The following is an 18,956-nucleotide window of genomic DNA, read 5'->3' as shown; positions in this document are numbered from 1 at the left end:
TTTATTTTTTCCTCCATTCAGCCGCGCCATCGCTTATATCCGCGATGTAGAAAGAAGCTTCAAGTCCTGTCCTGCTGCGGTAGTGAGATGAAACGGCCCGGGTAAAGCCGGCGGTTTCTTCACTTTCCACAATGGCTATGGCGCAGCCTCCGAACCCTGCGCCAGTCATCCGCGCTCCGAGCGCTCCTTCTTTCCAGGCTGCTTCAGCGAGCGCGTCTAATTCGTCACCGGTCACTTCATAATCATCGCGTAACGAACGGTGGGACGCATTCATCAGCTCCCCGAACGTTTTCAAATCATTCGATTTGAGAGCCTCCGCGGCTGAGAGGGTCCGCTCGTTTTCATTGACCGCGTGCCGGGCTCTTTTACGCAAAGTTTCACAGGAGAGAAGGGATTCGAGTTTGTTGAATTCTTCTCCCGTCAATTCCGCAAGTGATGCGATATTCCGATATTGCCGCAGTTCTGAAAGAGCTGCGTCGCATTCGCTGCGGCGTTCATTATATTTTGAAGCCGCCAGCTCCCGGCGCTTGTTCGTATTCATAATGACGATTTTATATCCGTTAAAAGCAGCCGGAATCATTTCGTGCTCAAGCTTATCGCAGTTTAACAGAATGGCCATGTTCTTTTTGCCTTTTTGCACTGCGAATTGATCCATAATGCCTGAATTCACGCCGATAAATTCATTTTCGACTCTTTTCCCGATAAGCGCCAGTTCAGTATCGGAAACATCCAGACTGAATAACTTTCTTAAAATGGAACCGGTTAACATTTCAATAGAAGCGGAGGAGCTTAAACCGGCTCCGTTTGGAATCGTACCGTGAAAAAGAATATCCATTCCGCTGTCTATTTGGCCGCCGGCTTTAAGAAGGTAATGGATCATCCCCTTCGGATAATTGGCCCAGCCGTCTTCTTTTTTGTATGCTGTGGCGGAAAGATCAAGACAGACAATGCCGCTGTCAGGAAAGTTTTCTGAGTATAACCGGATCTGATGATCTCCGCGTTTTGCACATACGGCATATGTTCCGATCGTGATCGCGCATGGAAGAACGTGACCGCCTATATAATCCGTATGTTCCCCGATCAGGTTGATCCGGCCGGGTGCGAAAAACAGTTCCCCGTTACTTCTCTGGAAAATGTCTTCGAATCTTGATTTCAAAAGTTTGGCATCCATGATAAACCTCCGATTCTATTTTGAGGTATGCTCCAGTATGAACTGAATGGCTTTTTGTGAATTTCTTGTGAGACTGATATATTCCGCTCCTTTCGTTGCGATGAGTTTCACATGCAGGCGGTCCGCATCTTCTTTAATGTCATCATAATAAGAGCCGACCTGCGGAGCCAAAATGATCATATCGAAGTCTTTCATGATGTCGTAATGGGATCCGTAGGCGCCTGCTGAGGCGGTAATCGGCACGTTGTATTCTTCGGCTCCTTCTGTCAGTGCGTTCGCAAGCATGGCGCTCGTTCCCGCTCCGGCGCACAGCACTAACACATTGGTGCCGTGTTCCAAGGCGGATGAGGATTCCTGAAAATTTGTGCTGATGACAGAGGCCGCGTCTTCTGAGGCGCCGGCCATGGCGGGCTGTAATGTTTGCGGCGCGCTTTCAGGCTCGGTGTGTTGGGCTTCTTTCGCCGCTAATACTTTGTCATAAGCTTTACAGAATGGCAGGTATATCAGGAAATCGACAATGATTAATACAGCCGTCAGCACAAAAGCCGAGAGCCCCATGCCGGTTCCGAGAATCAAGCCGGCGGGCGCCGGGGTGGCCCACGGAAGAACATACATAAAACTGTTCATTCCGATGACATCCACGAAAAATTTAAACAGACAAACATTCACCATCGGCGTTACAACAAACGGAATGAAAAAATAAGGATTTAAAATGATCGGCGCAGCAAAGAGCAGAGGTTCGTTTACTGCGAAAGACACCGGAACCGCGGATGCTTTTCCGACTGCTTTCAATTGCTTGGATTTCGCGAAAAGAAGAAAGATAAACGGAACAACAAGGGTTGCGCCGGTTCCTCCCATTGTGCCGACGAAGTTCCCGAGTCCGACGGTCAGCACGTTGGACGCCTGCTCACCGGCATTATGAAGCTGAAGGTTCGCCTCTACATTTGCGTAAATAATAGCTGCGATGGCCGGCTCCACAATAGAAGGCCCGTGAACGCCGACAAACCAGAACAGCGCCATCATTCCCCAAATGACACAAATCCCAAGATAACCGTCTGCGGCGGTAAAAAACGGCGATAAGAGAGAGGAGAGAGCCTCTGCAAAAGATACGTTCAGCGTGTTCCTGATCAATAAATCAATGATTACCATGGCCAGAACGGAAAAAGCGAACGGAAAAACATCTTTAAATGTTTGTGAAATGGTACCCGGTACTTCTTTAGGCATTTTAATCGTAATATTTTTCAGCACGCAGAATCTGTAAACGTTCACTGTTATGAAAGCGGATACAAAAGCGGCTAAAAGACCTTTTGTGCCGAGGTATTCCGTGGAGAATCCGCCGTCGATTTGAGTGACACTTAAAATGAGAAACCCGACGACTGACGCAAGCATCGCTGAAACGGGGTTGATCCCTTTGTTTTTCGGCATTTTTCGGTTCATTGATTCACTCAGGCATTTCGCACTTGTTGCCGCAACGATCAGACCAAGGGCGCCCATTGAATAGTTATAAACTTTCCAAAGCCATTCAGAAACACTTTTAGGCCAAGTGAAACCCAACACTTCCGGCACAGCGGCGGTGAGGATAAAAATGCTGGCGAATAAAATAACAGGCATGGCCGTTAAGAAGCCGTCGCGGATCGCGCCTAAATAAATGTTTCTTGAGATTTTTTCAAAAAACGGTTTTCCCTTTTCGATTTGCTTGATGATACCGTTCATTTTTCCACTCCTTATCGGCGGCTTCGGTAGAGTTCTATAAAATCCTGAATAAGATCACGGAGCAAAAGGGTTGTCATCAAGTGGTCCTGACCGTGAACGAAAATAAACCCTAATTCCATGTCCTTGCCGTCAGCTTCTTCAGCTAACATTTTCGTTTGCGCATTGTGGGCGAGGGTTAAATTTTCATCGGCGCTTTTCAATGCTACTTCCGTGTTTTCGAAGTTTCCGGCACGGACTTCTTTCAGGACTTTCAATAAAGTGCTTCTGGCGTCACCGGCATAGGCGACAATTTCAAAACCGAGCATCTGCAATTCTTCCTTTGTCATGAAAAAACCTCCTAAAGACGGCACACATGATGAAAAGAGACTCTTTTCACCATGTATGATCGTTAAATGATTGTTTTTGTTTCACTTACAAGTTTGTACCAGTAGGCCGATTCTTTCGGATACCGTTTTTGGGTGTCGAAGTCGACGTAAAAAAGACCGTAACGTTTGTTGTAGCCGTTGGTCCATGAAAATAAATCCATTAAGGACCATAAGAAATACCCCTTTACATTGACTCCGTCGGTAATCGCTTTACTGACGGCTTCTAAATAGACTTTTAAATAGTCGATTCTTGCCTTATCCATAATGATGCCGTCTTCAAACTCATCTTTATAGCCCATGCCGTTTTCGGTAATGTAAATTTTGTTATATTGCGGATAGTCCCGTTTGATGCGCATCAGCATGTCATACATGCCTTCAGGATAAATGAGCCAGTCCCAATCGGTCCGCTTCAGGCCTTCTTTGTAAATTCTTTCGCCGATTCCTTTTACTTTATAGACCGAAGTGCCCTTATCGCCCGTTCCGTTATGGTGAATAACGGTTTCTCCGTCGTACGCTTTGACGAAATGGCATTGATAATGATTGATGCCGAGATAATCATTGCGCGTTGAAGCTTTTTTCATCACGTCAAAGTCACTGTCTGAAAACTCGTATGAAGCGCCGTTTGCATCACAGATTTCATCCAGAGCCCGCATGGTTTCCTCAGAATAATAGCCGAGGTAGGTGGCGTCGAGGAGGAATCTCACTGATAACGCGTCATCCAGAAAACAGGCGTGGCGGTCTCTTTCTGAGTCACTGGCGGGATATTTTGTTTCCAATGAGTGGACGACACCGATTTCTCCCGGATAGCCGCCGTCTTTAAAAAGATTGACGGTCATCGCATGCGCTACCATCATGTGATGGAGGCATTGAATGACTTTTGTGATATCACCTTTAATAGATGGCGGGAAAACCCCGAGTAAATACTGGTTGGTGGCTGTGGGATAAATTTCGTTAAACGTGCTCCAATATCTGATTTCGCTGAATTCTTTAAAGCAAAACTCCGCATAGCTGACAAACGCTTCTATTGCAGCGCGGTTGAGGAAATCTCCCTGATCAAATAATCCTTTCGGTGTATCGAAATGATGCAGCGTGACAAAAGGGGTGACGTTGCGTTTATGGCACTCTGAGAAAATACGATGATAGTAATCAACACCTTCCTGATTGATTTTGCCCGTGCCGTCAGGGAAAATTCTCGTCCAGGCTATAGAAAGGCGGATGCCGTTTATTCCGAATTTTTCACATAGTTTAATATCTTCCGGAAACTGGCGGTAAAAATCACTTGCCGGATCAGGGCTGAATCTTCCCTGTTTTTCAAGAAATTCATCCCAGGCCACAGGCCCTTTGCCGCCTTCTTTTGTGGCGCCTTCCGCTTGATATGCCGCAGTCGCCCCGCCGAAAATAAAGTCATGAGGTAATTTGAGCATTACTGAATCCTCCTTCGCCAATGTGTGAATTGAAGTTTGTTAATGTTTGTAATTGTTATCTTTTGTTTAATAGTAAACGCATACATTTTTGTTGTCAATAGCTTCATAAAGAAATAAAATCTGTTTTAATAGGGGTTTTATAAGTTTTTCGTTGTTTTATATGTTGATTATGTTGTTTGTTAGTGTTTGTTTTTGTTGACCGGATTGCCGCGGTGTGTTAGATTGTGTGTAAAGTTGAGGGGATGATTGAACATGTTAAAAAAAGAACGTCTTTTAAAAATCATCGATATCGTAAACTCGCGGGGGTTTATTACGGTGAGTGATATTATCGATGAACTGGATGTTTCTGATATGACAGTGAGAAGAGATCTGGACGAGCTGGATAAGGCCGGAAAAATCGTACGTATTCACGGAGGCGCACAGAGCATTTCTTATTCCATTGATCACGAATTATCGCATAATGAAAAACTGGGTGTTCAAATGGAGGAGAAGGGGAAGATCGCGGAACTCGCAGCTTCCTATGTAAATGACGGCGATACCGTTTTTTTAGGGCCCGGCACGACGATTGAACTTTTAGCCAAACACTTGCTGCATAAGCGAATCAGGATTATCACAAACAACTATCCCGTATTTGATATTTTAAAGCATGGTGACACTGCGGATACCATCCTGATTGGCGGCGATTTCCGAAAAAATACCGGTGCCTTCGTCGGGCCCATCGTGAACGGCAATCTGCAGAAATTCAATTTTACGAAAGCCTTCATCAGCGCCAACGGCATACATAATGATGAGATTTCTTCTTACAGCATTGAAGAAGGGGAGGCTCATCAAATCGCGCTGAATAATTCGCGGACGAAATTTTTGCTGGCGGATAATAAAAAATTCAACCGGGAAGATTTTTACGTGTTCTATAACTTGCACGATATGGATTATCTGATTACGGATGATAAAGTGATGAAAGATGTTCAAATTCATTACGAGCAATATGTAGATGTCAAAATCGCAAAAAAATAAAAAGGCGGGCGGTTCGATGAAAGGGGTTATTTTTGATTTCAACGGCACGATGTTTCAAGATTCGCATCTGCACGAAAAAGCATGGTTTTTCATGGTGAAAAAATACGCGCCGAAAACCATTTCTGATGAAGACATTTTCGTTAACATTCACGGGAGAACAAACAGTGAAATCCTGACGTATTTTATTTCCGGCGATTTAACAAATGAAGAAATCGAGAAGCTGTCTTTTGAAAAAGAAGCCTACTACAGAGAATTATGTCTTGAAAACAAAGATGAGTTAAAGCTGACGAAAGGACTGACCGGCGTATTGAACCATCTGAAAAAATCAGAAACGCCAATGACCATCGCCACGGCTACGGTAAAGGAAAATGTCGAGTTTTACTTTGACGTCTTTCAGTTGGATCGGTGGTTTGATTTTGACAAAGTCACGTTTGATGACGGGAGCTTCCCCGGAAAACCGGCGCCGGATATTTTTCTCATCGCATCGGAAAAGTTAGGCCTCAGACCTGAAGATTGCTTAGTCATTGAAGATGCCTTTTCGGGGCTCACAGCGGCGAAAAAAGCAGGTGCAGGCAAGATTATGGCCATTGACCCGCTCGGAAAAAACCGCGCGTTATTTGAAGAAAAGCAGCTGGCGGATGACGGGATACTGACAGATTTCACCTCGTTTTTTGAGGTGATTGCCGGACATTCTGTTTGAGAGATCAGCCGGTTCTTCATGCCGATATGGCTGTACAGGCTGCGGACTCCGTTCGCAACACGGGATGTTTTTGTGTTCGGCGGTGTCTGCTTCGTGAAGAAAGGGGCTTCGCTTTTTAATCGGAGTCACTTTTAAGACAGGGGTATCCCTGTTTTTTTTAATTCCTCGTATTTACAAACAAGCGCTAAGGTGCTTATTGCTGACTGTTTATATGTTTTACGATAAAATCCTGAGCATACAAGAAAACCAGCCATCCTGTAAGTCCAAGTCCTGATGCGGCAATGAAAGACAGTGAATGGCGAAGGGCGATGCCGATAATGACCAGCATAATGACTGTGGAGGGGATGCCGGAAGCCACGCTGAATGCAAAATGACTTAATGTCTCCTTCGTTTCGCCTTGGATGTACAGCCAAACCATGCTCAGCATACTGACAATTGGTAAAGCCGCTATAATACCTCCATAACTCGGGCTTCTTCTTGATATTTCAGTGATAATCCCAATAATAGCAGCGGAGACAATGATTTTAACGATCGTAAACATCTTCAGCACGCTCCTTCATCAAACTGAATGCTTTTAAGACAAGTGTTCTCTCTTCATTATTCATGCTGTCAAAAAGAAGCTGTTTAAGCTTTTCTTCATCAAGACCGGAATGCCGGTAAAGGACATCAGCTCCCAAACTGGTAAGTTTTAAAATGACTTTCCGCTCATCCTCAACGCTTCTGGTTTTATAAACGTACTTTTTCTGCAGTAACCGCTTTATATGTTCCGAAGCGGTATTATGTGATACTTGAATCGCTTCGGCAATGTCTTTTATTCCGACTGCCTTCTCTTTTTGAATGACTTGCAGAATCCGTACACCTTGGTGAGTAATTTTTTCATGGTGCTGATAACGGAGCAGGTAGTAAATATCTGTCCAGAGGTCATTTAATCGCATGATTTCGTTTGACATCATCATCCACCTTCTATCGTTTATTAAGATTATATCTCATATTACGATATATTTTTGCGGATTGAAAGCAATTTTTGAGCATGAGGGAGCGGCATTCGTTCTGTTTTTAGAAGATTGGAAGAGACAAGCGGCCGTAGCTTCAACGAATAAACTTGTTTAATATACTCTCAATAAGTTATTTTCCTTATTTTAGAAACGTCAGCTTAATACCTTCCGCATATAAATAAGAGCACTGACAATATGATAAAGAACCAAAGTATATATTCAAATGCAGTTTTTTTCAGCTGGGCAGTCTTGTGCTGATTGAAAAAGATACGGGGGATAAAAAGCGGGTAAGAAGATAAGGAAAGGAGAGAGACGGATGGAACTTGATTTTGTGATTCGTCTGGCGGTTGCAGGTCTGCTTGGGGCTCTTATTGGATTGGAGAGAGAATTCAGGGCGAAGGAAGCCGGTTTGAGGACGCATTTTTTAGTGGCCGTCGGCAGCGCCTTGATGATGATCGTTTCCAAATACGGCTTTTTTGATTTGTTATCCAACAGCCATACGTCCTTTGATCCGAGCCGGGTGGCGGCGCAGGTCGTCAGCGGCGTCGGATTTTTAGGAGCCGGCACGATTATTTTGCAGCGGCATGTCGTGCGGGGGCTTACGACGGCCGCGGGGATTTGGGCTACGTCGGGGATCGGGCTGACGATCGGGGCAGGTATGTATGTCATTGGCATCAGCGGCACGATTTTGGCGTTAATCGGGCTTGAACTGTTAAATTTTCTGTTTAAACCGGCGGCGCATTCTTTGTCTGTCAGTTTCAGGATTGAGGAGAAAGCCGTCATGCATGATATTTTAACTTCTCTTGAGGAAAAAGGAATTCTTATTACGTCCTATGAATTGAATAAGGCGGTGCTTGAAGTGAAGGGAAGGGTGAAAAGCAAAAGCGGGAAAGCGGCGGTAATGGAAAAAGTTCAAGCCCTCCCGTATATCCTGTCGGTCAAAGTTGAATAGCAGACAGGGGAAGCCTCCTGTCTGCAGTCATTTCTATTCAAATATTAATACCAGGGATAGAACGGGATATACGGCCGCGGATAGTATGGATACGGTCTGGGGAAATAATAAGGCGGCCGCGGGTAGTATGGATATGGTCTGGGGAAATAATAAGGCGGCCGCGGATAATGATATGGCACCCGTTCGTGGCTCTCGGCTGTGTCTTCATGATAGAAAGGATCGTACAAGAGGAAAACCTCCTTTTCAAATGTTGGTTCCGTTTACCTTATTCCTGTATGCCCGGTATGGTGTACGTACAACGGGCAAAAAAAAGACGCCGGTTATCATCCGGCATCTTTTTTTACACTTTCACATCAATTGAATGGCCGGCAGTCGGGTGCTGGGACGGCAGCATTTTCACTGTTTCTTCCGCCGCAGCCTGTGCATGCTGCATGACCGTTTTTGTTAAAGCGATATTTACATTCTGCGCCAGAGATGCCTGGTGCATAGCGATTGATAACGCAGGGATATCCATAGCTTCCACCTCCTTATCCCTTCATATCGGCGGCGTGCTCCGATTATGAAGGGGACTGGCGGTTTCTTTTTACGGCCCATTCTAAAAATGCGGCAGCGCATACCCCGAGGGTATAGGCGAAAATGTCACTCCAGACAAATTGCCAGCCGAGGATCAGCCCGCCGAGCGTGCTGCTTCTGATTGCGTCAATCCACGGCGCGTGATACAGCTGGCTGCATTCAATCAGACAGCAAAACGATAGGCTCAGGATAGCGGCTGTTTCCGTCCGGATGTGCCGAAATAAAAGCCCGAATCCTGTAAAAATCATTGCCGCCCACAAGGCATCTCCTAAATAAGCGTTTATGATGCCGGGCAATAGGGCGGTGATGTATGCGGTTCTGGACAGCAAACCGAGGGCGATGATAAAAACGGTACATATTCCGTATGTCAATGGATGTCTATTCACTTCACACTGTTCCCCTTTTTTTGTACTCCCATGTATTGTAAGGAACGACGGAGAAGCTGTCTATGAAAAAAACGGCCCGGGAGGCCGCTTTTTTCGCGTTATCTTGCTTTTAAGCTGACATGGTCTGCTTTTTGGTCACTGCCGATGACGAAGCGGAGCTCATACTGCCCCGTATGGTAGATATAATCTGTTTCGCCCGTTTTTGGCACTGTCAGGATTTTGTCAGCGCTGCCGATTTGTTTGCTTAAGACGTCAGGTGTGACGCTGCCGAGGTTTAAGCGCCGCTCGACCCCTGTTCCGAAATAGCGAATTTCCGAGATTTTTCCGTTTTTATGATAGGAAAATCCATAACCGGGGTTTCCCATGTTCCAGCTGTATAAATCAAATGGATTGCGGCTGTCTGCTTTTTGTTCCGGCTCGCCGATTTTATCGTAAACGTCCTGTCTTGTGCTTTGGTTGATTTTCAGGCCTTTCACATGTTGCGGCATTTCCCCTTTAAACGCCGATTGGTAAAGGCTGTTCACCAGTTCTTGTGCACGTTGGTTTTCCGTTTTTGACGCGGCTGCGGCATGGACGGGCTGTGTATCTGAAAATGCTTCTGCGCCGAATGCGAATCCCGTGAGCATCACGGCGGATAATCCCGTGACGAGTGTTTTTTTCTTCAACATATGTGAACGCCTCCTTTTTACCGCTCATACCCGTATGTTTCCTGAGATAAACGAGATGTTTTAGTGAAAGGCCGGTTGGGAATCATAGAGGATGTATAGAGGGGTACAGAAAGGGGAAAAGAAAATGGCTGATACAAAGAAGGTTACAATCAATGGGGTTGAAATGGAAGCGCCGGACGGTCAAACCGTTTTGCAGCTTTTGAATAATAGTTCAATTGACGTGCCGCACGTGTGTTATCATCCGAGTCTCGGGCCGATTGAAACATGCGATACTTGTATCGTCAATGTTAACGGGGAACTGGTGCGTTCGTGTTCCGCGCAAATAAAGGACGGAGATGTCATCGATACGCTTTCGTCTGATGTGAAAAAAGCGCAGATTATCGGCATGGACAACATTTTGCACAACCATGAATTGTACTGCACGGTCTGTGATTACAACAATGGGAGCTGCGAAGTACATAATACCGTAAAGGAAATGAAAATCAATCATCAAAGCATTCCGTTCGATCAAAAACCGTATCCTAAAGATGAATCAAATCCGTTTTACCGATATGATCCCGACCAGTGCATTTTGTGCGGACGCTGCGTCGAAGCCTGTCAGGACGTACAGGTAACCGAAACGTTAAGCATTGATTGGGAGCGGAAACGCCCGCGGGTCATTTGGGATCAGGATGTGCCGATCAATGAATCATCATGTGTTTCCTGCGGACATTGTTCAACGGTATGTCCGTGCAATGCCATGATGGAAAAAGGCATGGAAGGCGAAGCGGGGTATTTAACAGGCATCAGCCAAGAGACGCTTCGGCCGATGATTGACATCACAAAAGGGGTCGAAACCGGGTACGGATCGATTTTGGCCATATCGGACATGGAATCGGCCATGCGGGATGAAAGAATCAAAAAAACGAAAACCGTATGCACATACTGCGGTGTCGGCTGCAGTTTTGATATATGGACGAAAGGAAGAGACATTTTAAAGGTCGAGCCTCAGGCTGAGGCGCCAGCAAATGGAATTTCGACGTGTGTGAAAGGGAAATTCGGCTGGGATTTCGTCAATAGTGAAAAGCGCCTTACCAAACCGCTTATCCGGGAAGGAGACTCGTTTCGGGAGGCGGAATGGGATGAAGCGCTGCAGCTGATCGCTGATAAATTTACCGATATAAAAGAACATTTCGGCTCGGACGCGCTTGCCTTTATCACATCTTCCAAATGCACGAATGAAGAATCATACGTGATGCAGAAGCTTGCAAGAGCCGTCATCGGCACAAATAATGTCGACAACTGCTCACGCTACTGCCAGTCTCCCGCCACGGCGGGATTGTTCAGAACGGTCGGATACGGCGGTGATTCAGGGTCGATTACAGATATAGAAAAAGCTGAGCTCGTTCTGATAATCGGTTCAAATACGTCTGAGTCTCACCCCGTCCTGTCCACACGTATTAAACGTTCTCATAAGCTGCACGGACAGAAGCTCGTCGTCGCTGACTTGCGAAAACATGAAATGGCCGAGCGCTCCGATGTGTTTTTCCAGCCGCGTGCCGGATCAGATATTGTCTGGCTGAATGCCGTATCGAAATATCTGCTTGATCACGATTTGGCGGATACTGCATTTCTGAAGGAGAGAGTGAACGGATTAGATGAATTCGTGAAAAGCCTTGAACCTTATACAATGGAATATGCGGAAAAACATACCGGTGTGGACAAGGATACCCTAATCAAAGTGGCCCGGATGATTCATGAAGCCGGCAGCGTGTGCGCACTGTGGGCGATGGGTGTCACCCAGCATATCGGAGGAAGTGATACGAGCACAGCCATTTCCAACATGCTTCTTGTGACCGGGAATTACGGCAAGCCCGGCGCAGGCTCATATCCGCTTCGGGGCCATAATAACGTGCAGGGCGCCAGTGATTTCGGCAGTATGCCTGACAGCTTCCCCGGCTATGAAAAAGTAACGGATGAAAAAGCCCGCAAAAAGTACGAACAGGGCTGGGGAACAGACCTGCCGAAAGAAATCGGAATGACAAATCATGAAATGATCGAAGGCATCCACTCAGGAAAACTGAAGTCCATGTACTTAAAAGGAGAAGAAATGGGGCTTGTCGACTCCAATATTAACCATGTTCATGCCGCATTTGAAAAGCTTGATTTCTTCGTTGTGCAGGACATCTTTCTTTCGCGTACGGCCGAGTTCGCCGATGTCGTGCTTCCGGCAAGCCCGAGCCTTGAAAAAGAAGGGACGTTTACGAATACGGAACGAAGGGTGCAGCGCCTTTACGAAGTGTTTGAACCGCTGGGCGATTCAAAGCCTGATTGGCAGATCATTACGGACATCGCCAACCGTCTGGGCGCTGATTGGCACTATGAACATCCGGCAGACATTATGGAAGAAGCGGCAATGCTTTCGCCGCTCTACGCAGGCGTCACTTACGAACGTCTCGAAGGCTACAATTCACTGCAATGGCCGGTTGCAGCGGACGGAACCGATTCACCGCTTTTATTTACAGATAAGTTCCCGTTTTCAGACGGCAAAGCGATTCTATATCCCGTTCAGTGGACCGAGCCGAAAGAATTTGATGAAGAATATGATATCCATGTGAATAATGGGAGGCTGCTCGAGCATTTTCACGAAGGGAATCTGACTTACCGATCAAAAGGAATATCCGAAAAAACACCGAGTGTGTTCCTTGAGGTCTCGCCCGAACTCGCCGAAGAAAGAGGGCTGGAAGACGGAACGCTTGTCCGTCTGACTTCACCGTACGGAAATGTGAAAGTCAAATGCGTCATCACAGACAGGGTAAAAGGCAAACAAGTCTATCTTCCGATGAACGATTCAAAAGACGCCGCCATTAACCTTTTGACAAGCAGCTATGCGGATAAGGATACCGATACACCGGCTTATAAAGAAACATCAGCGAAGATGGAGATTTTGAAAAAAGAAGGCGTTAATCCGCTTCCGAAAATCAATTTCCGTTACGGAAACCCGCAGCCGCAGATCGGTGTCCGGGTTGATCGGAAATGGGCGCGTAAAGATTATGTATTTCCGGGAGACGCGGTAAAAAGGGGGAATCAGCAAAATGGCTAAAGCAATCAGCAGCATCCGAAAACAGACCGTCACAGAAGAAGACAAACGAAAAAAGGACTTAGAAGAGATCGAGACGGCTCTTTTACAAAATAAAGACGCGATTTTGGAATCTCTGCACATTCTTCAGCACATGAACGAGCGCGGCGTTTTGGTGCTTCTGCGCGGGCTCTTCGGCCAGGGAGACAAAGTGATGGATATCCTCGTGAAGAAGGCGAATACTCCGGAAACGGCCAATATGCTGAAAAATCTCCTGCTGTTAAGCGGCGTTCTCGGCATGCTCGATGTAAAACAGCTTGAGCCGTTTATCGTTAAAATCAATGCGGGCGTCACAAAGGCCGTCGAGGAAAAAGACAGCGGCAGGAAGACCGGGTATTTTGATATCGTCCGCGCTTTAAAAGACCCGGAAATCAACAAGGCCGTCACTCTGCTGTTTTCTTTCCTGAAAGGCATGGGCGCTGATACGGACGATATGGAAAGAAATACGCAGCCTCTTGAAGACCAAAAGCAGCACCAGAAACCGCAGACGAATGAGTGAACATATCTCCCGAGCCTGGCCGAAGGCTCGGGTTTTTTGTGCGCTTCTGCTGTTTTCTTGGGAGAAATTTCACCTCCGGATTCATGACTTTTGTTGTGTTATGTTAATAGTTCAGGTTATGAATAGAAAAAAATTGAAAATATGTGCTAGGATAAAATTCAAGGTACGTCAACTATTCAAATATGAAACAATCAGGAGTGATGAAACATGAGTAAGCTGAGGAGCACGAGACAAGCCATCCAAAGAACCCTGATGAAAGGAAAAAACGGCCTGGACGTATACAACCCTTTTCCTTGGTACGAAAAAATGAGACGGGAAAGCCCTATACACTTTGATGAAGAAACGAAGGTTTGGAGTGTGTTTTTATACGATGATGTCAAAAAAGTCATCAGTGATAAAGAGACGTTCTCAAGCCTCATGACTGATGTGAAAAGCTCGATTGCAAAGTCCATGCTGAACATGGACCCGCCGAAGCATACCCAAATCAGATCTGCCGTCAATCGCGCTTTCACTCCCCGCGTCTTGAAGGAATGGGAGCCGCGAATTAAAGACATTACCGATCATCTTCTAAAACAGGCAAAGAACAAAGGGCGGATTGATATCGTTAAAGATCTCTCTTACCCTTTGCCGGTCATGGTGATTTCAGAATTATTAGGCGTTCCGTCCGAACGTATGGATCAGTTTAAAAAATGGTCGGACATTCTCGTCAGCATGCCGAAAGATGCGAGTCCTGAAGCGGCGGAGAAAAATCAGCAGGAACGTGACCAATGTGAGGCAGAGCTGGCGGCATTTTTTGCGGAAATAATAGAAAGCAAACGAAAAAAGCCCGGCCAAGACATTATTTCTATTTTGATAAAAGAGGAAGAAGAGGGAGAGAAGCTCACGGCAGAAGATCTGATCCCGTTTTGCAACCTGCTTTTAGTGGCGGGAAATGAAACAACGACTAATCTCATTTCAAATGCGGTTTACAGCATATTAGAGACGCCCGGCCTTTATGAAGAGCTGAGACAGGACCCTTCTCTCATCGCGCAAACGGTGGAAGAAACGCTGCGTTTTCGCGCTCCCGCTCCGTTTGTCAGAAGGACGGTCCGGCACGACACTGAACTGCGCGGACGCCGCTTGAAAAGCGGGGAGATCGTTCTCTGCTACGTTGCATCTGCCAACCGTGATGAAAACAAATTTGAGAAGGCGGGCGTATTTGATATTCACCGCCAATCGAATCCGCACCTTTCCTTCGGATTCGGCGTACACTTCTGCTTAGGCGCTCCGCTTGCCAGACTTGAAGCGGAAGCCGCGCTGAAAGGAATTGTAAAAACCTTTTCACACCTTGAGCCCGTCCGGATTGAGCCGATCCGAAACAGTGTCATGTACGGGCTGGAGTCTTTAGAAGCGGAGATAAACGAAAATGAGGGAGAAGAAAAAAGATGAGAAAAACACACATCGCCATTATTAATGTGGCCGCTCACGGTCATGTCAATCCCACGCTGCCTGTAGCCGAGGAACTTGTCAATCGCGGGTATAAAGTGACATTCGCTGTGACTGAGGAATTTGAAGCTTCCGTTGCCAAAACGGGCGCCATTCCCGTTTTATACCGCACAAGCATAAAGGCGGACCCGGAGACGATAAAAGAACGGGTAAACAAAAATGACGCGTTTGTGATGTTTCTGGAAGAAGCGGTTGAAGTGCTTCCGCAGCTGGAAGAGCTGTACAAAGACGACCTTCCTGACATCGTCCTGTTTGATTTTTTAGCTCTTGCCGGAAAATTGTTTGCGGATAATGGCGGCATCCCGGCCGTAAAGTTCTGCCCGAGCTATGCAATGAATGAGTATTTTCAATTAGGAAGAGACGAAGAAACACTGGAAGCGGCCAAACAGGCGATAGAAGAATACCAGGAGCAGATTGAAAATGAACAATTGAAACGGATGACAATGGAAGAGTTTTTTATGCCTGAAAAACTGAATATTGTCTTTATGCCAAGGGCCTTTCAGCCGAAACAGGAAACCTTTGACGAACGATTCTGTTTTGTGGGTCCGTCTCTTGGAGAACGCACAAATACGGGAAGTCTGGAAATTGATGCAGCCGATGACCGTCCGCTTATGCTCATTTCACTGGGAACGGCGTTTAACGCCTGGCCTGAATTTTACCGGATGTGTATTGACGCGTTTCGGGACTCGGACTGGCGGGTTATTATGTCAGTCGGCACAACAATTGATCCGGAAAGTTTTTCGGATGTCCCCGAACACTTTATCATCCGCCAGCACGTTCCTCAGCTTGATGTGCTGGAGAAAGCAAAGCTGTTCGTATCTCACGGCGGGATGAACAGTACAATGGAGGCGATGAATGCGGGTGTCCCGCTCGTTGTCGTTCCGCAAATGCACGAACAAGAGGTCACCGCAAAGCGTGTGGATGAATTGGGGCTTGGCGTGCATCTGCCGCCGAAAGAAGTCACTGTGGCCCGTTTGCAAAAAGACGTCCAGAACGTATACGGCGATAAAAACATCCTCAGCCGCGTGAAAAGCATGCAGCAGAAAATAGAAGAAACCGGCGGCCCAAAACAGGCTGTTTGCGCCATTGAAGAATTTTTGAAAACGGCGGCCGTCGAAAATTGATTGAGAAACAGGCAGCGCATCGGAAGACGGCTGCCTGTTTTGTTATATGTTTTTCTTCATGCCGCATCTCCGGCATTCCCTCAAAAATTTTCCGCCCTTCACTGAGCTTTTAAACAGCGTGTAGTCGCAATTGTCACATCGGCCGCTATGAACATCAGGATATTCATTGAACTCATAAATGACCGAAGTATCGTATCCTTTTGTCTCGAACTCTTTTTTTGTTTCCATGATTGAAAATCCCTCCGCGAATCAAATCGTTCTGCCCGGTTAATGATACAGCAACTGCACGAGGGATTCAACGGGAGCATAGCTTGATTTTCCCGGCTGATTGCGTAACAATAATAGAAATAAATGACGGCGTGCCATAGGGCGCCCGGCATCTGAAGGGAAGAAGAAAACAGCGATGGGAAAAGGATTGAACGGGAAACGGATTGCCATCGGCGGTTCGCGGAAAACAGAAGAGATCACAAAATTAATAGAAAAGCAGGGCGGAACGGCGGTCGTCCGTTCCCTCCAAGGAACCGTATACCTGGCGGAGGATCAAATTGAACCCGACGTAAGAACATTTGCCGGGCAAAAAGCCGACTGGGCGATATTCACCACAGGCATCGGTACGGAAACGTTATTGTCGGTATCGGAAAAAATCGGTCTGAAAGAAGAATTTTTAGCGGCCGTTCATGAAGCGAAAATCGGCTGCAGAGGCTATAAAACATATGCGGCCTTAAAAAAGCTCGGCATCACGCCGCATGCCTCAGATGAAGACGGTACAACAAGAGGGCTGATCCGCTCCTTGGAACGATTTGACTTTAAAGATAAAAAAGTCATGATACAGCTTCATGGCGAAAAAGCGCCGGTCTTAACGGAGTTCCTTGAGAAAAACGGAGCGGAGGTATTCCCTGTTCTCCCGTATCAGCATATTCCGCCGGAAAGGGAGACGGTCGATAAACTGCTGGGAGAGCTGTTAAACGGAGAGGTCGATGCCGTATGTTTTACGACAGCCATTCAAGTGCGCTCTCTCTTTGATTATGCAAAAGAAAAAGAGTTCACAAAAGAATTGCAGCAGGCATTCGAAAAACAAGTGCTTGCCGCCGCAGTCGGCAAAGTGACGGCTGAAGCGATCCGGGATGAAGGGATAAAGAGGGTTCTTGCTCCGGACATTGAGCGGATGGGAGCGATGATTATTGAATTATCCCGTTACTATGAATCTCTGACCTTGTCATAAATAATCATTCAGCAGGGAAAAAGCCTACGCTTCCCTGCTGAATTTTTTTAATTGCCAGTGTTCCGTGAAAAGGGAAGGATATGTCAAGGCGCTGAGTATGATACATGTAAGAAGAGCGGAGGCCATCGTTGTAAAAACGATCAGCAGCTGAAAGCGCACCGCCTGTATCGGATCAGCCCCCGCTAAAATCTGCCCCGTCATCATGCCGGGAAGCTGAACGAGACCCAATGTTTTCTGGCTTTCAAGCGTCGGGATCATACTGAGCTTCATACTGGACGTCAATATCTGCCGGACGGCCTGCTTAGGCGTTCCTCCGAGAGAGAGAATCAGCTGGATTTCTTCTTTCCGCAGGTCTGCTTCCGAACTGAGCCGGCTTAAAAACAGGCTTGAGAGCACCATGGAGTTTCCGATGACCATGCCGCTTATCGGAATGACATATCTTGAAGTGAACGGAATGATGTGAAGGGTCAGTAAAAGTCCCTGCGTCACGGTTTCCGCGATCGCCAGTGTCAGAAAAACGCGCCAAAATGAGCCGATCCGCATTTTTTTCCGTTTGGCGACATTGTGCGAAGCGGCCGTGAGCATGAGAAGCACCATTAATATGATAAATATCGGGTGGTCACCGCGGAAAATCAGCGACAGCACATAGCCGATGATGAGCAGCTGAATGACGGCCCTGACGGTTGCGACGATCATATCCTTTTCGACGCCGGCTTTAAAAGATTTAGACAGGAATAAAGCGATAATGACAAATATACTTGTCAATAACAGAGAAAGATCATTCATATCAGCACCCGCTCCCTTGTAAAAGCGCCCGGGCCTTTTCATGTTTCGGTTCCTTAAAGAACGTTTTCGTTTCCGCGGTTTCTAAAAGCCGTCCCTCAGCCATAAACCATACTGTATCGGATAATCGTTCCGCTTGTTCAAGGTTATGGGTGATCCACAGGACCGTCAGCTGTTTTTGCCGATGGAGTTTCGTAATCAGTTTCTCAATGATGAGAACGGATGACGGGTCCAGCGCCGAGGTGATTTCATCCAGCAGCAGGATGGACGGCAGTCCGGCGAGGGTTCGCGCTAATGAGAGCTTCTGCCGCTGCCCGCCGGATAATTCTTTTGCATTCCGATCCAGAAGCCCGCGCGGAAGATCTGTAAAATCTGCGAGCTCTTCAGGCGTATAGTGCTGTGCGCCGTGGAGTTTTTCTGCGAGCAGAAGGTTGTCCCACACCGTTCCCTCGAGGACGGGAGCTGATTGAAATGCAAGGCCTGCGGTTTTTCTGAGCTCTCTGATGTCCCAGTGTCTTATTTCTTTTCCGAATACAAGCACTTCCCCTTCATCAGGTGTATTCATCAGATTGCACAGCGACAGCAATGTGCTTTTTCCCGCGCCGGAAGGCCCTATCAACGCTGTGATAGAACCTTTTTGAATATGTCCGGTTACACGGCTTAGGACATCAAAGGACGTATTGTTTTGTTCAAAGCGTTTGCCGGCTGACAGAAAAGATATTGCCGGAATTTCTTCTTTCATACAGGATGACACCTTTCGTAAA

20 protein-coding genes and 1 pseudogene are annotated in these 18,956 nt (G+C 46.7%); 8 read left to right on the top strand and 13 right to left on the bottom strand.

All coding sequences use genetic code 11. The features are described from left to right. Position 1 precedes the first annotated feature (1 nt). The 4 genes from OTK50_RS03365 to lacG all read right to left on the bottom strand — a co-directional run bounded on the left by OTK50_RS03365 (position 2) and on the right by lacG (position 4,673). Positions 2 to 1,171: a galactokinase gene (locus tag OTK50_RS03365; protein WP_224224190.1), complete on the bottom strand. Its 1,170-nt coding sequence runs from the start codon at positions 1,169 to 1,171 to the stop codon at positions 2 to 4. A gap of 15 nt (positions 1,172 to 1,186) precedes the next feature. Next, complete coding sequence (locus OTK50_RS03360; protein WP_044802841.1) at positions 1,187 to 2,884, bottom strand: PTS lactose transporter subunit IIBC; 1,698 nt, start codon at positions 2,882 to 2,884, stop codon at positions 1,187 to 1,189. Between the two features lie 11 nt (positions 2,885 to 2,895). Continuing rightward, a complete protein-coding gene (locus tag OTK50_RS03355) occupies positions 2,896 to 3,210 on the bottom strand; it encodes a PTS lactose/cellobiose transporter subunit IIA (protein ID WP_224224191.1) in 315 nt (104 codons plus the stop codon). A 62-nt stretch (positions 3,211 to 3,272) separates the two neighbouring features. Beyond that, positions 3,273 to 4,673, bottom strand: coding sequence for a 6-phospho-beta-galactosidase (gene lacG / locus OTK50_RS03350; protein ID WP_224224192.1), 1,401 nt, complete (start codon positions 4,671 to 4,673; stop codon positions 3,273 to 3,275). Positions 4,674 to 4,925: 252 nt separating this feature from the next. On the opposite strand from lacG, the gene OTK50_RS03345 reads away from it, so the two are divergent. Next, positions 4,926 to 5,687, top strand: a complete 762-nt coding sequence (locus OTK50_RS03345) for a DeoR/GlpR family DNA-binding transcription regulator (RefSeq protein WP_033574547.1) — start codon at positions 4,926 to 4,928, stop codon at positions 5,685 to 5,687. Between the two features lie 16 nt (positions 5,688 to 5,703). Continuing rightward, a complete protein-coding gene (locus tag OTK50_RS03340; protein ID WP_029973099.1) occupies positions 5,704 to 6,387 on the top strand; it encodes an HAD family hydrolase in 684 nt (227 codons plus the stop codon). Between the two features lie 193 nt (positions 6,388 to 6,580). Here the strand turns inward: OTK50_RS03340 and OTK50_RS03335 are convergent, their stop codons facing one another. Together OTK50_RS03335 and OTK50_RS03330 are read right to left on the bottom strand one after the other, a co-directional pair. After that, positions 6,581 to 6,928: a DUF3147 family protein gene (locus tag OTK50_RS03335; RefSeq protein WP_007407319.1), complete on the bottom strand. Its 348-nt coding sequence runs from the start codon at positions 6,926 to 6,928 to the stop codon at positions 6,581 to 6,583. Continuing rightward, complete coding sequence (locus OTK50_RS03330; protein ID WP_105937845.1) at positions 6,912 to 7,337, bottom strand: MarR family winged helix-turn-helix transcriptional regulator; 426 nt, start codon at positions 7,335 to 7,337, stop codon at positions 6,912 to 6,914. The genes OTK50_RS03335 and OTK50_RS03330 overlap by 17 nt, the downstream gene beginning before the upstream one ends. A gap of 361 nt (positions 7,338 to 7,698) precedes the next feature. Between OTK50_RS03330 and OTK50_RS19910 the strand changes: the two are divergent. Beyond that, positions 7,699 to 8,095: pseudogene (locus OTK50_RS19910) on the top strand (MgtC/SapB family protein); the annotation flags it as partial. Between the two features lie 283 nt (positions 8,096 to 8,378). Here OTK50_RS19910 and OTK50_RS03320 read toward each other — a convergent pair. The 4 genes from OTK50_RS03320 to OTK50_RS03305 form a co-directional block, all read right to left on the bottom strand. Next, complete coding sequence (locus tag OTK50_RS03320) at positions 8,379 to 8,561, bottom strand: hypothetical protein (protein ID WP_074534190.1); 183 nt, start codon at positions 8,559 to 8,561, stop codon at positions 8,379 to 8,381. Positions 8,562 to 8,674: 113 nt separating this feature from the next. Then, positions 8,675 to 8,848: a YjfB family protein gene (locus tag OTK50_RS03315; RefSeq protein ID WP_012117340.1), complete on the bottom strand. Its 174-nt coding sequence runs from the start codon at positions 8,846 to 8,848 to the stop codon at positions 8,675 to 8,677. 43 nt (positions 8,849 to 8,891) lie between these two features. Next, positions 8,892 to 9,293, bottom strand: coding sequence for a DUF2809 domain-containing protein (locus OTK50_RS03310; RefSeq protein WP_029325856.1), 402 nt, complete (start codon positions 9,291 to 9,293; stop codon positions 8,892 to 8,894). Positions 9,294 to 9,391: 98 nt separating this feature from the next. After that, positions 9,392 to 9,961: a YjgB family protein gene (locus OTK50_RS03305; RefSeq protein WP_224224193.1), complete on the bottom strand. Its 570-nt coding sequence runs from the start codon at positions 9,959 to 9,961 to the stop codon at positions 9,392 to 9,394. Between the two features lie 124 nt (positions 9,962 to 10,085). Between OTK50_RS03305 and fdhF the strand changes: the two genes are divergently transcribed. From fdhF to OTK50_RS03285, 4 genes are all read left to right on the top strand, one after another. Then, complete coding sequence (gene fdhF / locus OTK50_RS03300; protein WP_266121827.1) at positions 10,086 to 13,043, top strand: formate dehydrogenase subunit alpha; 2,958 nt, start codon at positions 10,086 to 10,088, stop codon at positions 13,041 to 13,043. Then, positions 13,036 to 13,578 carry a DUF1641 domain-containing protein gene (locus OTK50_RS03295; protein WP_266121826.1) on the top strand — a complete coding sequence of 181 codons (543 nt, stop codon included), beginning with the start codon at positions 13,036 to 13,038 and terminating at the stop codon, positions 13,576 to 13,578. Before fdhF ends, OTK50_RS03295 begins: the two co-directional genes overlap by 8 nt. A gap of 207 nt (positions 13,579 to 13,785) precedes the next feature. Next, on the top strand, positions 13,786 to 15,006 hold the full coding sequence (locus OTK50_RS03290; RefSeq protein WP_191974057.1) for a cytochrome P450: 1,221 nt from the start codon (positions 13,786 to 13,788) through the stop codon (positions 15,004 to 15,006). Beyond that, positions 15,003 to 16,187 (top strand): macrolide family glycosyltransferase, encoded by a 1,185-nt coding sequence (locus tag OTK50_RS03285; protein WP_191974056.1) that lies wholly within the window; start codon positions 15,003 to 15,005, stop codon positions 16,185 to 16,187. The genes OTK50_RS03290 and OTK50_RS03285 overlap by 4 nt, the downstream gene beginning before the upstream one ends. 42 nt (positions 16,188 to 16,229) lie before the next feature. Here the strand turns inward: OTK50_RS03285 and OTK50_RS03280 are convergent, their stop codons facing one another. Beyond that, a complete protein-coding gene (locus tag OTK50_RS03280; protein ID WP_003154919.1) occupies positions 16,230 to 16,415 on the bottom strand; it encodes a hypothetical protein in 186 nt (61 codons plus the stop codon). A 175-nt stretch (positions 16,416 to 16,590) separates the two neighbouring features. Here OTK50_RS03280 and OTK50_RS03275 point away from each other — a divergent pair, with 175 nt between their 5' ends. Beyond that, a complete protein-coding gene (locus tag OTK50_RS03275) occupies positions 16,591 to 17,409 on the top strand; it encodes a uroporphyrinogen-III synthase (protein ID WP_105937839.1) in 819 nt (272 codons plus the stop codon). 24 nt (positions 17,410 to 17,433) lie between these two features. On the opposite strand, the gene OTK50_RS03270 is transcribed toward OTK50_RS03275, so the two are convergent. Together OTK50_RS03270 and OTK50_RS03265 are read right to left on the bottom strand one after the other, a co-directional pair. Beyond that, positions 17,434 to 18,195: an ABC transporter permease gene (locus tag OTK50_RS03270; protein ID WP_003154915.1), complete on the bottom strand. Its 762-nt coding sequence runs from the start codon at positions 18,193 to 18,195 to the stop codon at positions 17,434 to 17,436. Between the two features lies 1 nt (position 18,196). Then, the gene (locus tag OTK50_RS03265; protein ID WP_191974055.1) at positions 18,197 to 18,934 is read right to left on the bottom strand and encodes a phosphate ABC transporter ATP-binding protein; all 738 of its coding nucleotides are present in this window, start codon (positions 18,932 to 18,934) and stop codon (positions 18,197 to 18,199) included. Positions 18,935 to 18,956 lie beyond the last annotated feature (22 nt).

The organism is Bacillus sp. NEAU-CP5 (genome assembly GCF_026420705.1).
Lineage (GTDB): Bacteria > Bacillota > Bacilli > Bacillales > Bacillaceae > Bacillus > Bacillus velezensis.
The sequence above is the reverse complement of the archived record's forward strand: the minus strand, read 5'-3'. Positions and strand labels throughout refer to the sequence as shown.

What these genes read in the sequence shown, in the direction of transcription:
- OTK50_RS03365 (WP_224224190.1), bottom strand. Translation starts at nt 1,171, where the DNA reads ATGGATGCCAAACTTTTGAAATCAAGATTCGAAGACATTTTCCAGAGA.
- OTK50_RS03360 (WP_044802841.1), bottom strand. Translation starts at nt 2,884, where the DNA reads ATGAACGGTATCATCAAGCAAATCGAAAAGGGAAAACCGTTTTTTGAA.
- OTK50_RS03355 (WP_224224191.1), bottom strand. Translation starts at nt 3,210, where the DNA reads ATGACAAAGGAAGAATTGCAGATGCTCGGTTTTGAAATTGTCGCCTAT.
- lacG (WP_224224192.1), bottom strand. Translation starts at nt 4,673, where the DNA reads ATGCTCAAATTACCTCATGACTTTATTTTCGGCGGGGCGACTGCGGCA.
- OTK50_RS03345 (WP_033574547.1), top strand. Translation starts at nt 4,926, where the DNA reads ATGTTAAAAAAAGAACGTCTTTTAAAAATCATCGATATCGTAAACTCG.
- OTK50_RS03340 (WP_029973099.1), top strand. Translation starts at nt 5,704, where the DNA reads ATGAAAGGGGTTATTTTTGATTTCAACGGCACGATGTTTCAAGATTCG.
- OTK50_RS03335 (WP_007407319.1), bottom strand. Translation starts at nt 6,928, where the DNA reads ATGTTTACGATCGTTAAAATCATTGTCTCCGCTGCTATTATTGGGATT.
- OTK50_RS03330 (WP_105937845.1), bottom strand. Translation starts at nt 7,337, where the DNA reads ATGTCAAACGAAATCATGCGATTAAATGACCTCTGGACAGATATTTAC.
- OTK50_RS03315 (WP_012117340.1), bottom strand. Translation starts at nt 8,848, where the DNA reads ATGGATATCCCTGCGTTATCAATCGCTATGCACCAGGCATCTCTGGCG.
- OTK50_RS03305 (WP_224224193.1), bottom strand. Translation starts at nt 9,961, where the DNA reads ATGTTGAAGAAAAAAACACTCGTCACGGGATTATCCGCCGTGATGCTC.
- fdhF (WP_266121827.1), top strand. Translation starts at nt 10,086, where the DNA reads ATGGCTGATACAAAGAAGGTTACAATCAATGGGGTTGAAATGGAAGCG.
- OTK50_RS03295 (WP_266121826.1), top strand. Translation starts at nt 13,036, where the DNA reads ATGGCTAAAGCAATCAGCAGCATCCGAAAACAGACCGTCACAGAAGAA.
- OTK50_RS03290 (WP_191974057.1), top strand. Translation starts at nt 13,786, where the DNA reads ATGAGTAAGCTGAGGAGCACGAGACAAGCCATCCAAAGAACCCTGATG.
- OTK50_RS03285 (WP_191974056.1), top strand. Translation starts at nt 15,003, where the DNA reads ATGAGAAAAACACACATCGCCATTATTAATGTGGCCGCTCACGGTCAT.
- OTK50_RS03280 (WP_003154919.1), bottom strand. Translation starts at nt 16,415, where the DNA reads ATGGAAACAAAAAAAGAGTTCGAGACAAAAGGATACGATACTTCGGTC.
- OTK50_RS03275 (WP_105937839.1), top strand. Translation starts at nt 16,591, where the DNA reads ATGGGAAAAGGATTGAACGGGAAACGGATTGCCATCGGCGGTTCGCGG.
- OTK50_RS03270 (WP_003154915.1), bottom strand. Translation starts at nt 18,195, where the DNA reads ATGAATGATCTTTCTCTGTTATTGACAAGTATATTTGTCATTATCGCT.
- OTK50_RS03265 (WP_191974055.1), bottom strand. Translation starts at nt 18,934, where the DNA reads ATGAAAGAAGAAATTCCGGCAATATCTTTTCTGTCAGCCGGCAAACGC.